This window comes from Streptomyces muensis, from assembly GCF_021474425.1.
Taxonomy (GTDB): domain Bacteria; phylum Actinomycetota; class Actinomycetes; order Streptomycetales; family Streptomycetaceae; genus Streptomyces; species Streptomyces muensis.
Genome location: NZ_JAKEIP010000211.1, coordinates 1 through 14,720, shown reverse-complemented (window position 1 = coordinate 14,720; position 14,720 = coordinate 1). Strand labels below are relative to the sequence as shown.

The following is a 14,720-nucleotide window of genomic DNA, read 5'->3' as shown; positions in this document are numbered from 1 at the left end:
CCCCCCCCCCATCGCGGTGCTGGCCCCGCCCCCCCCCCCCGGCCCCCCCGGGCGGGCCCGCTTCGCCCTCGCCCGAGGGCCTCCAGCACATCCTCTTCGCGGTCGGCGGAGAGCAGGTTGATCCGGGCCGCCTCACGGTCGTACCAGGCGATGTTCCGCCCGTCCTCGAGGCAGACGTAGAGCCGTTCCTGGCCGTGTCGCCAGGTCGGTATGACGCGCAGTCCACTCATGCACCATCACCCCACTGACCATGGGAACAGGCGGGGTGCTGCGGGGGCAAGAACCCGGTTACCTTTGAGAGGAGTTGGGGGAGGCGCCGTTGCGTACCCGCAGGAAGCAACCCGACGTACCGGCTCCGGACAGCCCGTGGAGCGAGATCGAGCCCGGCCTGTGGATGGGCGGGCACGAGTTCCGTGGGCAGTCGGGGCAACTGGAGTTCGCGGTCGTACGGGACCAGTTCGATCTCGTACAGACGCTGCTGCGCCTGCCCGGGCACGGGCCGGATCCCGGCGTCGAGCACCATGTGTGGCCGATCCCCGACGGGCCGCTGGACGGGACCCAGCTCGCCGGGGTGATACGGCTGGCCGAGGCGGCGTGCGAGGCGCTGGACGAGGGACGCAGGGTGCTCGTGCGCTGCTATCACGGGTACAACCGCTCGGGGCTGGTCGTCGCCCACGCCCTGACCCGCCGGAGCCGCTCCCCCGAGCAGGCGATCCGGCTGATACGCTCCCGCCGCTCTCCGTGGGCCCTGCACAACGAGCTGTTCGTCGACTACCTCCGAGCCGGTCTGTCGACCGCCCGGCTCCTCGAAGAGCTCGCCGAGTAGCCGTATCGCCCGTCCGCCCACCGGGTGCGCAAAAAGGACTTCCGTCCGAATAGTGTGTACGGGCCGACACCGCCCCGAGCCCCAGGAGAACCGTGCCCCGCAGCCGCCCCACGCGCATCGCCGCGCTTGTCGCCCTGCTGCTGGCGGCGGCGACGGCCTGCGGTGACGCCGGGGAGCTCCAGGGCGCGGGCCCGACCGAGACCGCGGTCAGCCCGGACAAGCTCTGGCCGAGGCTGACGCCGGCGTCCCGCCCCGCCTATGAGATCGGCGAGGTGAACCGGGAGGTCGTCAAGGGTGTCACCGTCCCCGGCGGTGATCTTCGTGACGTGGACCCTGTGCTGGTCGTCCGCAAGGAGATCGCCAAGAGCCCGGGGGACTACGAGGGCGACGACGCGCCGTACCGCGACACCGGGCGGCTGATGGCCGACTGCGCCAAGGGTGCGGGGCACGGGAAGTGCCCGGTGCTGCGGCCGTACTACCGGGATCTGACCGGCGACGGGCGGCCCGAGCTGACGCTGGGGTTCCGGCTGATGCCGGGCAAGACGACCGCGGTGCGCGTCTACACCGTGGAGAAGGACCGGCTGGTGCAGGTGATGAGCTGGGACGACGCCGTCAGCGCCGTCGAGCTGGCCCGGCGGTCGGTGATCATACGGTCGCCGTCGGAGGTGGCCGGCTACGAGTACCGGCTCCAGTGGACCTGGGACGCGGACCAGAAGGCGATGCTGCTCACGCACGACGAGATGCTGCGCACCGGCCCGCGCAAGAAGAAGACGCCCAGCCCCTCGCCGTCGCACTCGGCTTCGCCGTCCCACTCCGCCTCCCCGGCACGCTCCGCCTCGCCGTCCGGCTCCGGTGCGGCCTCCCCCTCGGTGAGCACCCCATGAGGCTCGGGCTCCCCCAGTGGGCGGGCACGCTGGCCGTGAAGGCCGCCGTCTTCATCACGGTGATGTGCTGCGCGCTCGCCGCGCTGCTCGGCGTCCTCGTGCACGTGTCGGTGACGAACCAGACCGTCGGCCAGGCCCGCGAGCTCGCGCTGTCCCGGCTGGAGGACGCGACGGCGGCGTTCGAGGCCGGCGACGCCCTGCGGCGCGGGGTCGCCGTCGACCCACCGGAGCTGCCGGACTCCCTGCGGGAGCTGGCCGTCGCCGGGGAGCGCGGCACGATGGTCGCCGAGTACCGGGGGCGGCCCACGATGTGGGCGGCGGGGCCGGCCGACGGCTCCCGGGCGCTCGCGGTCGAGGTCGACTACTCGCAGCAGGCCCGCACCATCGAGGGTCTCGACCGGGCGATCCTGTGGTCGTCGGGGCTGGCGATCGGGGCGACGCTGCTGGTGGGCGCGTTCGCGGTGACGCGGGTGACGCGCCGCCTGCACGCCACGGCCCGGGTGGCCCGGCGGATCAGCGGGGGCGACCTGGACGCGCGGGTCGACGATCCCCGTACGAAGGATCCGACCCGCCCGCAGGACGAGGTGGCCGCCGTCGCCGCCGCCCTGGACTCCATGGCGTCGTCGCTGCAGAGCAAGCTGCTCGCCGAACAGCGGTTCACCGCGGATGTCGCGCACGAGCTGCGTACGCCGCTGACCGGGCTGCACGCGGCGGCCGAGCTGCTGCCGGCGGGACGGCCGACGGAGTTGGTGCGGGACCGGGTGGCCGCGTTGCGGACGCTGACGGAGGATCTGCTGGAGATCTCGCGGCTGGATACCGGGCGGGAGCGGTCGGAACTGGACACCGAGCCGCTCGCGGCGCTGGCGGAGCGGGTTGTCCGGGCGTCCGGGACCGAGACCGAGGTCGTCGTCGTGCGGGACGTCGTCGTGGAGACCGATCGGCGGCGGCTGGAGCGGGTGCTGGGGAATCTGGTGGCCAACGCGCACAAGCACGGGCGGGGGCCGGTGTCCCTGACGGTGGACGGGCCGGTGGTGACGGTGCGGGATCACGGCGTGGGCTATCCGGAGTATCTGGTCGCGCACGGGCCGCAGAGGTTCCGTACGGAGGGCGGGGCCAAGGGGCATGGGCTGGGGTTGACCATCGCGTTGGGGCAGGCGGAGGTGCTCGGGGCTCGGCTGACGTTCGCCAATGCGGCGGACGGCGGTGCGGTCGCGACGCTGGAGCTTCGCTAGCGCACAAGCCACGCTGACGCCGAGCCATAAGGCACACAAGACGGACTAATTGGGTAAGTTCCGGACATGACCAAGGCCGGAACCACCCTGGTGGCAGCGGACACACCCGCTCCCGCCGTACGTCTCCCCCGGCGCCGTGGCATCGAACTGGCCCTGATCGTCGTGGCCGTCCTGCTCTCCGTGTACGGCTACTGCGCGGTCGGTATCTCCTGGCACGGCACCGTCCCGCCCGGCGCCGCCGGCTACGGCGCCGGGCTCGGCGTACTGGCGTTGGTCGCTCATCTGGCGGTGCGGCTGCGCGCCCCCTGCGCCGACCCGTTGCTGCTGCCGATCGGCGTGCTGCTCAACGGACTCGGTCTGGTCCTGATCTACCGGCTGGACCTGGAGACCCCGGACGATCTGGCGGCGCCCGCCCAACTCGTGTGGTCCACGCTGGGCGTGGCCCTGTTCATCGTGGTCGTCCTGCTGCTGCGCGACCACCGCGTCCTGCAGCGCTACTCCTACGTCTGTGTCGTCGCCGCGCTCGTGCTGCTCACGCTGCCGATCTTCTTCCCCTCCGTGAACGGCGCCCGCATCTGGATCCGGATCGCCGGATTCTCCATCCAGCCCGGCGAGTTCGCGAAGGTGCTGCTGGCGGTGTTCTTCGCGGCGTATCTGGCCGCCAACCGCAGCGCGCTGGCGTACACGGGCCGCCGTGTCCTCGGCATCGACCGACTGCAGCTGCCCACCGGCCGTGTCCTCGGCCCGATCGTCGCCATCTGGCTGCTGAGCGTGGGCGTACTGGTCCTCGAACGGGACCTGGGCACCTCCCTGCTGTTCTTCGGCCTGTTCGTGGTCCTTCTCTACGTCGCCACCGGCCGCACCGGCTGGATCGCGCTCGGTCTGCTGCTCGCGGCGCTCGGCGCGGTGGCCGTCGGGCAGTTGGAGCCGCATGTGCACGGCAGGGTCGAGGACTGGCGGCATCCGTTCGCGTCGATCGAGGCGGGCGAGGGCCCGAACCAGCTGTCCCAGTCGCTGTTCGCGTTCGCGGCGGGTGGCATGCTCGGCACCGGTCTTGGCAACGGCCACTCGATCCTGATCGGCTTCGCGGCCAAGTCGGACTTCATCCTGGCGACGGCCGGGGAGGAACTGGGCCTGGCCGGCCTGTCCGCGATCTTCCTTCTCTACGGCCTGCTGGTGGAGCGCGGCTACCGGGCGGGCCTCGCGCTGCGCGACCCCTTCGGCCGGCTGCTCGCGGTGGGGCTCGCCTCGATCGTGGCGCTCCAGGTGTTCGTCATCGCGGGCGGGGTGACGGGGCTGATCCCGCTGACCGGCATGGCGATGCCGTTCCTGGCGCAGGGAGGTTCGTCGGTGGTGACCAACTGGGCGATCGTGGCGCTGCTGATCCGGGTGAGCGACCGGGCGCGCAGCCGGCTCGGCGTGCCCAAGGGTGAGGAGGCGGCCCGATGACCCGGCACATCCGGCACGCCGCCTTCTTCTGCGCCGTACTGCTGGTCGCGCTGCTCGTGAACGCCACCCGCATCCAGGTCTTCGAGGCCTCGTCCTACGACGACAACATCGCCAACCGCCGCACCACGATCTCCCGTTACGGCCAGCCGCGCGGCGACATCCTGGTCGACGGCGCCCCGGTCACCGGATCCCGCGACACCCGCGAGCCGCTGCGCTACGAACGGACGTACACGAACGGCCCGATGTACGCGCCGGTCACCGGCTTCGCCTCCCAGGTGTACGGCACGACCCTCCTGGAGCACTCCGAGGACGGCGTCCTGTCGGGCACCGACCCTCTGCTCTCGCCCTTCCCCCTGTGGAACGGCTCCGCCCGCGACCGGTATCCCAGCGGCGACGTCGTGACCACGCTCCGCGGGGCCGCGCAGCGGGCGGCGTACGAGGGTCTGGCGGGGCGCAAGGGCGCGGTGGCGGCGGTGGAGCCGGCGACGGGCCGCATCCTGGCGCTGGTGTCCGCCCCGTCGTACGACCCGTCGGTGCTGTCCGGGAACCGTTCGGCGGTGGCCCGGTCCTGGGCGACGCTGAACCGCGACCCGGACAAGCCGATGCTCAACCGGGCGGCGCGCAAGACGTATCCGCCGGGTTCGACCTTCAAGGTGCTGACGGCGGCAGCGGCCCTGGACTCGGGTGTGATCGAGGACCTGGACGAGCCGACCGACTCCCCGGACCCGTACACCCTGCCGGGCACCAGGACCTCTCTCACGAACGAGTCCAAGGGCTGCAAGGACGTGCCGCTGCGCAAGGCGTTCGAGTGGTCGTGCAACACGGTGTTCGCCAAGCTCGGGGTCAAGGTCGGCGTGGACCGGATGGCGAAGACGGCGGAGGCCTTCGGTTTCAACGACGCGGACCTCAAGATCCCGTACTCGGTCGCCGAGAGCACCTTCGACACGAAGGTGGACAAGGCCCAGCTCGCCCTGTCGTCGATCGGCCAGTACAACACCCGTGCCACACCGCTGCAGATGGCGATGGTCGCGGCGGCCGTGGCCAACGGCGGTCAGGTGCGCCCGCCGTATCTGGTCGAGCGCACGACCCGGGCGGGCGGCTCCACGGTGTCCACGGGCGGCTCGCGCCCCGCGCGGCAGGCCATGCGGCCCTCGACGGCCGTACTCCTCAAGGAACTCATGGTGGACGTGGTGCGCGAGGGCACCGGCTCGAACGCCTGGATCCCCGGTGCGACGGTCGGCGGCAAGACCGGCACGGCCCAGCACGGCCTCGGCAACTCCGGGACGCCGTACGCCTGGTTCGTCTCCTGGGCGAAGGGCGACACGGACCTGGAGCCCAAGGTCGCCGTCGCCGTCGTGGTGGAGGACGCGGACGCCGACCGGGGTGACATCAGCGGCGGCGGGGACGCTGCGCCGATCGCGCGGGCGGTGATGGAGGCGGTGCTGAACTCGCCCTCGAAGGAAGGCCGTTGACGCGCGCGGAGTTCCGCCCTGGAGCGCCCGCGTATTGAGATATCCCCTGGGCCTCCCGGCCGCCCCGACCTATCGTTCGGTCCATGACTACATCAGCCGCCTCGGAAGGCCCCTCGGACGCCGCCTACGAACTCGCCCAGGTCAACATCGGCCGCCTCAAGGCCCCGCTGGACTCACCGCAGTTGAAGGACTTCGTCGACAACCTCGACCCCGTCAACGCCGACGCCGAGGCCGCCGACGGCTTCGTCTGGCGGCTGAAGGGCGACTCCGGTGACGCGACCGACGTGAGCGTGTTCGGCGACGAGTGGCTGATCATCAACCTGACGATGTGGCGTGACACGAACGCCCTGACCGCGTACATGTACCAGGGCCGCCACCGCGAGATGCTGGCTCGCCGGCGGGAGTGGTTCGAGCGGGTGCAGGAGGCGATGACGGCGCTGTGGTGGGTCCCGGCGGGCCACCGCCCGACGGTCGCCGAGGCGGAGTCCGGTCTGCTCCACCTCCGTACGAACGGCCCGACGCCGTACGCCTTCACGCTGCGCACGTCGTTCCCGCCGCAGGGTGCGGAGCCGGTGCTCGGCGAGGTGCCGGACGGCCTGGGCTGCTCGGCCTAGGCCTCGCCCGCCCCCTCCCCCTCCTTGATGGCCTGCCCCACCTCGGCGACCCGCTCCCGCTCCTCGACGGCGAACCGCTCGGCGTCCAGCTTGTCGGCGATCTCCTCGTCCTGGGCCATCAGCAGATCCAGATTCGAGTCGCCCATCTCGAAGACGCCCATGTCCACGTAGGCCTGCTGAAGGCGCGTGCCCCACAGCCCGATGTCCTTCACGCAGGGAACGATGCGTGAGAAGAGGAGCCGCCGGAACAACTGCAGGAACTCCGACCGCTCGCTGATCTCCTCGGCCTCCGCCTTCGGAATGCCGAAGTTCTCCAGGACCTCGACACCCCGCAGCCGGTCGCGCATCAGATAGCAGCCCTCAATGACGAACTCCTCACGCTCACGAAGCTCGGCATCGGTCAACTGCTTGTAGTAGTCCCTCAGCGCCATCCGCCCGAAGGCCACATGCCGAGCCTCGTCCTGCATCACATACGCCAGGATCTGCTTGGGCAGCGGCTTGGTGGTGGTGTCCCTGATCATCCCGAAGGCGGCCAGCGCCAGCCCCTCGATCAGCACCTGCATACCGAGATACGGCATGTCCCACCGGCTGTCCCGCAGGGTGTCCCCCAGCAGGGCCTGGAGATTGTCGTTGATCGGATAGAGCATCCCGATCTTCTCGTGCAGAAAGCGCCCGTAGATCTCGGCGTGCCGCGCCTCGTCCATCGTCTGGGTCGCCGAGTAGAACTTGGCGTCCATGTCGGGCACCGACTCGACGATCCGCGCCGCACAGATCATCGCGCCCTGCTCACCGTGGAGGAACTGGCTGAACTGCCAGGAGGCGTAGTGCTTGCGCAGTTCGCCCCGCTCGCGCTCGCTCATCTTCGCCCAGTACGACGTCCCGTACAGGGCCATCGCCTCCTCGGGCGTGCCGAGCGCGTCGCACGGGTCGACCTCCAGGTCCCAGTCGATCCTGAGCTGCCCGTCCCACTGCTTGTCCTTGCCCTTCTGGTACAGGGCCAGCAGTCGCTCACGCCCGTCGTCGTACTCCCAGCTGAAACGGGCCGCACCGGCCGCAGGCACCTGCCAGAGAGGCTCTCCCGGTTCGTTGGCGTACAGGTCAAAGGTCGGCATGCCCCGCAGGCTCACACGCGATGGACGAGCGGTCAACAAGTCCCGCACAGGGGATTGACGGTCTTGCTGACAAGCAGTCTCATAAGACGCGGACGACGTACCCCCGGTAACTGAGGTGAGCGACCGATGACGACCCTGACGGAAGCCGACGCGCTCGACGGACTGCGCGACGCGCTCGGCCTGCTCAAGGACCGCGAACAGGTGGCCGAGCGCCTCCTGGTCTCCTCCGCCAAGCACTCCTTCGACCCCGACAAGGAGCTGGACTGGGACGCGCCCTTCGAGGAGGGCAAGTGGTTCTGGCCCCCGGAGCTGGTCTCGCTCTACGACACGCCTCTGTGGAAGCGGATGAGCGAGGAGCAGCGCATCCTCCTCTCCCAGCACGAGGCCGCCGCGCTCGCCTCCCTGGGCATCTGGTTCGAGATCATCCTCATGCAGCTCCTGGTGCGCCACATCTACGACAAGGCGGCGACGAGCGCCCACGTCCGGTACGCCCTCACCGAGATCGAGGACGAGTGCCGCCACTCCAAGATGTTCGCCCGCCTGATCTCCCACGGTGACACCCCGTGGTACCCGGTCAGCCGCGCACACCAGACCCTCGGCCGCCTCTTCAAGACGATCTCCACCACCCCGGGCTCCTTCACCGCCACCCTCCTCGGTGAGGAGGTCCTCGACTGGATGCAGCGCCTGACCTTCCCGGACGAGCGGGTCCAGACCCTCATCCGCGGTGTCACCCGCATCCACGTGGTCGAGGAGGCCCGCCACGTCCGCTACGCCCGTGAAGAACTCCGGCGGCAGATGGTGACGGCCCCGAAGTGGTCCCAGGAGTTCACGCGCGTCACCTCCGGTGAGTTCGCCCGGGTGTTCTCCGTCGCCTTCGTCAACCCCGAGGTGTACACGAACGTCGGCCTCGACAAGCGGGAGGCCCTGGCCCAGGTGAAGGCGAGCGGCCACCGCCGGGAGGTCATGCAGACGGGGGCGAAGAAACTGACGGACTTCCTGGACGACATCGGGGTGCTGCGGGGGGTCGGGCGTCGGCTGTGGAGGTCGTCGGGCCTGCTGGCGTGAGTGAGGGCCGGCGCGGGGTCGGGACGCTCGCCCGCGCTGAGGGGGTGCCGCCTGCGCCCACCCGTGCCGCCCTAGGCGGCACGATTGCCCGCAGCTAAGGCGGCGCCGGCCGACCCAGGGGCGCGGGGAACTGCGCGACCAGCCACAACGCACCCGCAGTCGCCGGCGATCCGCACCCCCACGGCGACTAGGCTTCTTCCCATGTCCGCCGCCCCGGCCTACCGCCGCCTCAGCGTCGAGGAGCGCCGCAGTCAGCTCCTCGACGCCGCGCTGAAACTCTTCGCCCACCGCACCCCCGAGGACGTCTCCCTCGACGACGTGGCGGAGGCGGCCGGGGTGTCACGGCCCCTGGTGTACCGGTACTTCCCGGGCGGCAAGCAACAGCTCTACGAGGCCGCCCTCCGCTCGGCCGCCGAAGAGCTCCAGCACTGCTTCGACGAACCCCGCGAAGGCCCCCTCCTTCCCCGCCTCTCCCGCGCCCTCGACCGCTACCTCACCTTCGTCGACGAGCACGACACCGGCTTCAGCGCCCTCCTCCAGGGCGGCAGCGTCGTGGAGACCTCCCGCACCACCGCCATAGTGGACGGAGTCCGCCGCGCCGCGGCCGAGCACATCCTCAGCCACCTGGAGGTCACCGACCCCGGCCGCCACCTGCGTATGACCGTCCGCATGTGGATCACCGCGGTCGAGGCGGCGTCCCTGATCTGGCTCGACGAGGAGAAGCAGCCGCCCGTGGAGGAACTACGGGACTGGCTGGTCGACCAGTTCGCCGCCGCGCTCGCCGTCACCGCGAGCCGGGACCCGCAGACCGCCGCCCTGGCCGAGAAGCTCGCGGTGGATGGCTGACACTGGTGCCGTGAAGAGCGAAGACACCCCCTTCGAGGGCGGCCCCCTGGACGGCCGCGTCCTGCCCGTGCTCCTGGGCATCACCGGCCACCCGCCCAGGACGTACCGCGTCCCGGTCCCCGACCCGCACGGCGGCCCGCCCACGGTCCTCGTCTACCACCGCGTACCGCGCACCCCGGGCCGCATGGGCCTGTCCCAGCGCTGGAAGTACGAGTACGACCCCGAGGGCAGGCAGACCCGCCGGCTGAACTGGCCGTGGTCCAAGCCGGACACCACGCCGCGGGGCAAGCCACACGACACGAACGAGTGATCGGGCTCCGCCGACCCGAGCACACCCACCGCGCGAACACCTCGTATCGGGCTAAGGCTCGCGATGCGGAGCAGAGATCCTCTCCGCACCGGAGGTGATGACGTGTCAGGAAGGCTTCTGCGTCTGGCGTGTACGGCGGCGTCGGCCGCCACGATCCTCGCATCGGCCCCGGCGCCCGCGACGGCGGCCCCCGAGCCGTCGTCCCCCGCCCCCCAGGAGCGCTCCACTGCGAGCCTCCTGACGGACCTTCAGCGGCTGTACCGGCAGACGGAACAGGCCACGGAGACCTACAACGCCACCGCGGAGAAGCTGAAGAAGCAGCGCACCGAGGTGGCCCGACTGGACGCCGCGCTGGCCCGCGCCCGTGCGTCCCTGCACGACAGCCGGGGCGCGGCCGGCCGCCTGGCCCGCCAGCAGTACCAGAACACCACGGACATCTCCCCGTACGTACACCTGCTCCTGGCCCGCGACCCCCAGCACGCCCTGGACCAGGGCCATGTCATCGGCCTGCTGGCACGCGAGCGCGCGGCGGCGGTCGGCCGGCTGACCGGCACCGAACGCAAGGCCGACGAGCTCGCCCACAAGGCCCGCAAGGCCCTCGACGCACGAGTCGCCCTCGCGGAGCGGCAGAAGAAGGACCGGGACACCGTGAAGAAGCGCCTGAAGAAGGTCGAGGAGCTCCTCGCGTCCCTGACCGCCGCCCAGCTGGACGCCCTCGCCGAGTTCGAGAAGACCGGCATCGCCAAGGCCCAGCGGGCCTTCATGGCGTCCGGCGCCCTGGCCAAGGACGACCACAAACCGTCCTCCGAGGCCCGCCGCGCCATCCGCTACGCCAGGAAGCAGCTGGGAAAGCCGTACAAGTGGGGCGCGGAGGGCCCGAAGTCGTACGACTGTTCAGGCCTGACGTCCGAGGCCTGGGCCCACGCCGGTACGCCGATCCCGCGCACGAGCCAGGAGCAGTGGGCGCGGCTCCACCGCATCCCGCTGACCGAGCTGCGCCCCGGCGACCTGGTCGTCTACTTCCCGGACGCCACCCATGTCGCTCTGTACGTCGGCAAGGGCAAGGTGATCCAGGCTCCGCGCACCGGCGAGAAGATCAAGGTCTCGCCGATCGCGTCGAACCCGGTCCTGGGAGCCGTACGACCGAAGGGGCCCTCGAAGGCCCACCGGCAGGTCAGGTCCCAGAAACCTCAGCGAGATACGCCGCGGTCTTCTCCGGATCGTAGAAGAAGTTCTCGAAGTCAGCCGGGTCGTTGAAGCCGTTGGCGAACCGGTCGGCGACCGGCGGCAGCTGTCCGGCCGCACCGATGAGGCCCAGGATGTGCTCCGGCGGCGGCGCCAACATGGCGTTGGTCCACTTGGTGACGTGCTGCGCGGTGGCCCAGTACCGATCGAACGTGGCGCGCATCCACGCCTCGTCGAACTCCTTCTCCCCGTGCTCGACGATCGAGGCGAGGTAGGCGGCCGCGCACTTGGAGGCCGAGTTGGAGCCCTGTCCGGTGATCGGGTCGTTCGCCACGACGACGTCCGCGACCCCCAGCACGAGCCCGCCGCCGGGCAGCCGCCCGATCGGGTTGCGCACGGTCGGCGCGTACCGCCCGCTCAGCACGCCGCCCGCGTCCGTGAGCTCGACCCCGGTGGCCCGCGCGTACTCCCAGGGGACGTACTTCTCCATGAGTTCCAGAGTCAGGGAGAGGTGTTCCGCCGGGTCCTTCACGCCGTCGAAGACGTCGAGCGGGCCGCCGGGTATGCCCTCCCAGAACAGGATGTCCGCGCGCCCGGACGTCGTCAGGGTGGGCATGACGAACAGCTCGCCCACACCCGGGACGAGGTTGCAGCGCACGGCCTCCTGGTCCGGGTGCTCCGGACGCGGGCCGAGGCCGTGGACGTACGACACGGCCAGGGCGCGCTGCGGCCGGCTGTACGGGGACCGCTCCGCGTCCCGCTCGAACATCTGGACGAGCTCGCCCTTGCCGGCCGACACCAGCACCAGGTCGTAGGTACGGGAGAAGTAGTCGAGGTCGCCGACCGCCGCGCCGTGGATGACCAGTTGGCCGCCGCGCTGCGCGAACGTCTCCATCCAGCCGGCCATCTTCACCCGCTGGTCGACCGACTGCGCGAACCCGTCGAGGTGTCCGAGCCAGTCGATCGCCCGCACCGCCGGACCCTCGCTCCAGGAACCCGGGGCCGCCACCGAGACGCCGAGTCCCTCGATCTTCGGGGCCTGGGACTCCCAGAAGTTCAGCTGGAGATCGCGCTCGTGCCGCAATGCCGTGTCGAACATGCACTGCGTGGACATGACCCGGCCGGAGCGGATCTCGTCCGCCGTCCGGTTGGACATCAGGGTGACCTCGTACCCGTGCGACTGGAGTCCGAGGGCGATCTGGAGTCCGGACTGACCGGCTCCGACGACGAGTATCTTCCGCATCCGGGGCTGTTCTCCTACTCGGCTCTACTCGGGGGTTTCGTCCAGTGCGTGCCGGACCAGGGCCAACAGGGTCTCGATGGCCGAAATTCGCCGCCGCGCATCCATGATCATGACAGGTATGTGCGCGGGGACGCTCAGGGCCTCCCGGACGTCCTCCGGCTCGAACAGCTCGCTGTCGTCGAAGTGGTTGACCGCGACGACGTACGGCAGTCCGCAGCTCTCGAAGTAGTCGAGCGCCGGGAAGCAGTCCTTCAGGCGCCGGGTGTCGGCCAGGACGACCGCGCCGATCGCGCCGCGCACCAGGTCGTCCCACATGAACCAGAACCGCTGCTGGCCCGGTGTGCCGAAGAGGTAGAGCACCAGGTCGTCGTCGAGCGTGATGCGGCCGTAGTCCATGGCCACGGTGGTGGTCTGCTTGCCGGGCGTCGAGGTGAGGTCGTCGGTCCCCTCGCTCGCCTCGGTCATCAGCGCCTCGGTCTGCAGGGGTGTGATCTCCGAGACGGCGCTGACCAGGGTGGTCTTGCCGACGCCGAAGCCGCCCGCCACCACTATCTTCGTGGCGACAGGGGCCCGGGTCCGGTCCGTCTGCCAGGGCTGTTCGGGCCCCTCGTCGACGAGGAACGAGTCGGGGCGGGGGGAGACACCGCGAGCGGCGTCAGAGACGACGGAGTCCACTCAGCACCCTTTCCAGCAGCGCGCGTTCCGGCCGGCCCGTGCCGTGGCCGGTTCCGGTGCCGTAGACACGGATCTTTCCCTGGTCCGCGAGGTCGCTGAGGAGCACCCGGACCACGCCGAGCGGCATCTTCAGCAGCGCGGCGATCTCGGCCACCGTGCGCATACGGCGGCACAGTTCGACGATGGCCCGCATCTCCGGCATCACCCGGGTGGAGAGGGAACCGTTCGTCAGCTCCTTGCGCTCCTCGGCGGCCTCCAGTGCGGCCGTGCTGCCGACGAACGTCTCCACGAGGAGGACGTGGCCGAAGCGGGTACGGCCGCCGGTGAGCGAGTAGGGGCGTACACGGGCGGGCTTGCGGTCGCCGCCGCGGACGGGGAGCTGGGGCCGGTGGTGCGGGGCGTTGCTCATCAGGCGCTCCCTGCCGAGGCGGACTCCAGTGACTTCCGTAGCTCGCTGCGGAGTTCGGGGGTGAGCACGTGGCCGGCCCGGCCGACGAAGAGTGCCATGTGGTAGGCCACGACGCTCATGTCGCAGTCGGCGGAGCCGTGCACGCCGAGCAGTGAGCCGTCGCTGATGGACATCACGAACAGGCTGCCCTCGTCCATCGCGACCATCGTGTGCTTCACGCCGCCGAACTGCATCAGCTTGGCGGCGCCGATGGTGAGGCTGCCGATGCCGGAGACGATGGTGGCGAGGTCGGCGGAGGAGCCTCGTGGGCCGGTGGGCTTGCCGGTCCTGGCTTCCCTGGCCTCGGCGTTTCGGGCGTGGTCAGAGGAGAGCAGGAGCAATCCGTCGGAGGAGACCACCGCGACTGACTGGATGCCCGGCACCTCCTCGACCAGATTCGTCAACAACCAGTGCAGGTTGCGGGCTTCACTGCTCAGTCCGAAGGTACTGGGCGCGGTCAACTGCTTGCCTCCTCGACTGTGCCCCCCGTGGCTGCTTCGGATTCTGCTGTCGGGGCCGGGTTCTGGCCCGTCTGTTCGGCGATCTCCGCCTGTACGTCGCGGTGTCCCGCCTGGGCTCCGCTGCGGAAGCCGCCGAGTCTCCTGCGGAGGGCTTCGGCGTCTACGCTGCGGGTCCGCTGGCGCGGGGCCTGGGCTGGGGTGGTGATCTTCGGGGTGCGTTTGGGGAGGCCCTTGTCGGTGACGGGGTCCTCGTCCGGGGTGCGGGTGTGTTCCGCCTCGGCTTCGCCTTCGGCGGGGTTTTCGTTCCCACCCGCACCACCCGTGCGGCGATCGTCGTCGGGTGCGGGTGGCCCCTGTGGGGCGGTCTCGCCGTCGGCGGCCGCGGGTTGTCCGTCGATGCCGTGTTCGCGGGCCGCGGGCTCGACGGCGGACCCTGGCGTCGCGCGCTCGGCGGCAGGCCCCGCGGTCGCCGGCCCGCGCTCGGCGGCGGACTCCGCGGTCGCCGGCTCGGTGGTCACCAGCCCGCGCTCGGCGGCGGACTCCGCGGTCGCGGGCTCGGTGGTCACCAGCCCACCAAACGTCGGACCACCGGACCCTGGCCCCGCGACCTCAGCGCCAACCGGCGCATCGGCCGTCGGTCCGCCGGCCGGCAGCTCGTCCGGTGTCGGCTGGTCCGGTGGTGGCTGTAGCGGGAGGAGGAGTTCCATCGTGGTCTCGGCAGGGTGCTCGCGTTCCTGCTCGAGGGCGGGGGGTGTTGACCGGTTCTGGGAGGTCTCCCGTACGGCCTGTTCTGCGAGGTCCACCAAGGGGTCGGTGGGCTTGGTGCGGCCGTGGAGGATGTTGGAGTTGGCCTCGGCGTCGGCGCCGGGGAGGGAGAAGGTGGGGGGCGCGTCGGGGT

Annotated in this window: 15 protein-coding genes and 2 pseudogenes; 10 read left to right on the top strand and 7 right to left on the bottom strand. The window is 70.8% G+C overall.

Annotated elements, in window-relative coordinates; genetic code table 11:
- Positions 1-230: pseudogene (locus tag L0P92_RS33425) on the bottom strand (hypothetical protein); the annotation flags it as partial.
- 89 nt (positions 231-319) lie between these two features.
- Here L0P92_RS33425 and L0P92_RS33420 point away from each other — a divergent pair.
- From L0P92_RS33420 to L0P92_RS33395, 6 genes are all read left to right on the top strand, one after another.
- The gene (locus tag L0P92_RS33420; protein ID WP_217215387.1) at positions 320-826 is read left to right on the top strand and encodes a protein-tyrosine phosphatase family protein; all 507 of its coding nucleotides are present in this window, start codon (positions 320-322) and stop codon (positions 824-826) included.
- A 92-nt stretch (positions 827-918) separates the two neighbouring features.
- Positions 919-1,710, top strand: a complete 792-nt coding sequence (locus L0P92_RS33415) for a hypothetical protein (RefSeq protein ID WP_234766807.1) — start codon at positions 919-921, stop codon at positions 1,708-1,710.
- Positions 1,707-2,942, top strand: a complete 1,236-nt coding sequence (locus L0P92_RS33410) for an ATP-binding protein (protein WP_234766806.1) — start codon at positions 1,707-1,709, stop codon at positions 2,940-2,942. Before L0P92_RS33415 ends, L0P92_RS33410 begins: the two co-directional genes overlap by 4 nt.
- Positions 2,943-3,008: 66 nt before the next feature.
- Positions 3,009-4,391, top strand: a complete 1,383-nt coding sequence (locus tag L0P92_RS33405; RefSeq protein WP_234766805.1) for an FtsW/RodA/SpoVE family cell cycle protein — start codon at positions 3,009-3,011, stop codon at positions 4,389-4,391.
- Positions 4,388-5,863: a penicillin-binding transpeptidase domain-containing protein gene (locus L0P92_RS33400; RefSeq protein ID WP_234766804.1), complete on the top strand. Its 1,476-nt coding sequence runs from the start codon at positions 4,388-4,390 to the stop codon at positions 5,861-5,863. The genes L0P92_RS33405 and L0P92_RS33400 overlap by 4 nt, the downstream gene beginning before the upstream one ends.
- Before the next feature lie 83 nt (positions 5,864-5,946).
- Positions 5,947-6,477 carry a DUF3291 domain-containing protein gene (locus L0P92_RS33395; protein ID WP_234766803.1) on the top strand — a complete coding sequence of 177 codons (531 nt, stop codon included), beginning with the start codon at positions 5,947-5,949 and terminating at the stop codon, positions 6,475-6,477.
- Here L0P92_RS33395 and L0P92_RS33390 read toward each other — a convergent pair.
- Complete coding sequence (locus L0P92_RS33390; protein WP_234766802.1) at positions 6,474-7,589, bottom strand: ferritin-like domain-containing protein; 1,116 nt, start codon at positions 7,587-7,589, stop codon at positions 6,474-6,476. The two genes, L0P92_RS33395 and L0P92_RS33390, sit on opposite strands and share 4 nt — an antisense overlap.
- Positions 7,590-7,715: 126 nt before the next feature.
- On the opposite strand from L0P92_RS33390, the gene L0P92_RS33385 reads away from it, so the two are divergent.
- The 4 genes from L0P92_RS33385 (at position 7,716) to L0P92_RS33370 (ending at position 11,067) form a co-directional block, all read left to right on the top strand.
- Positions 7,716-8,654 (top strand): AurF N-oxygenase family protein, encoded by a 939-nt coding sequence (locus tag L0P92_RS33385; RefSeq protein WP_234766801.1) that lies wholly within the window; start codon positions 7,716-7,718, stop codon positions 8,652-8,654.
- 201 nt (positions 8,655-8,855) lie between these two features.
- Complete coding sequence (locus L0P92_RS33380; RefSeq protein ID WP_234766800.1) at positions 8,856-9,500, top strand: TetR/AcrR family transcriptional regulator; 645 nt, start codon at positions 8,856-8,858, stop codon at positions 9,498-9,500.
- A 10-nt stretch (positions 9,501-9,510) separates the two neighbouring features.
- Positions 9,511-9,810, top strand: a complete 300-nt coding sequence (locus L0P92_RS33375) for a DUF8847 domain-containing protein (protein WP_505016552.1) — start codon at positions 9,511-9,513, stop codon at positions 9,808-9,810.
- 102 nt (positions 9,811-9,912) lie between these two features.
- A complete protein-coding gene (locus L0P92_RS33370; RefSeq protein ID WP_234766798.1) occupies positions 9,913-11,067 on the top strand; it encodes a C40 family peptidase in 1,155 nt (384 codons plus the stop codon).
- On the opposite strand, the gene L0P92_RS33365 is transcribed toward L0P92_RS33370, so the two are convergent.
- The 5 genes and pseudogenes from L0P92_RS33365 to L0P92_RS33345 form a co-directional block, all read right to left on the bottom strand.
- Entirely contained in the window at positions 10,985-12,238 is a 1,254-nt protein-coding gene (locus L0P92_RS33365; protein ID WP_234766797.1) for a styrene monooxygenase/indole monooxygenase family protein, read from the bottom strand. The two genes, L0P92_RS33370 and L0P92_RS33365, sit on opposite strands and share 83 nt — an antisense overlap.
- 24 nt (positions 12,239-12,262) lie before the next feature.
- Complete coding sequence (locus tag L0P92_RS33360; protein WP_234766796.1) at positions 12,263-12,913, bottom strand: GTP-binding protein; 651 nt, start codon at positions 12,911-12,913, stop codon at positions 12,263-12,265.
- Positions 12,894-13,322 carry a DUF742 domain-containing protein gene (locus L0P92_RS33355; protein WP_234766795.1) on the bottom strand — a complete coding sequence of 143 codons (429 nt, stop codon included), beginning with the start codon at positions 13,320-13,322 and terminating at the stop codon, positions 12,894-12,896. The genes L0P92_RS33360 and L0P92_RS33355 overlap by 20 nt, the downstream gene beginning before the upstream one ends.
- Positions 13,322-13,822, bottom strand: a complete 501-nt coding sequence (locus L0P92_RS33350) for a roadblock/LC7 domain-containing protein (RefSeq protein WP_234766794.1) — start codon at positions 13,820-13,822, stop codon at positions 13,322-13,324. Before L0P92_RS33350 ends, L0P92_RS33355 begins: the two co-directional genes overlap by 1 nt.
- Positions 13,819-14,720, bottom strand: a pseudogene (locus L0P92_RS33345) (histidine kinase); the annotation flags it as partial. The pseudogene L0P92_RS33345 and the gene L0P92_RS33350, both read right to left, overlap by 4 nt.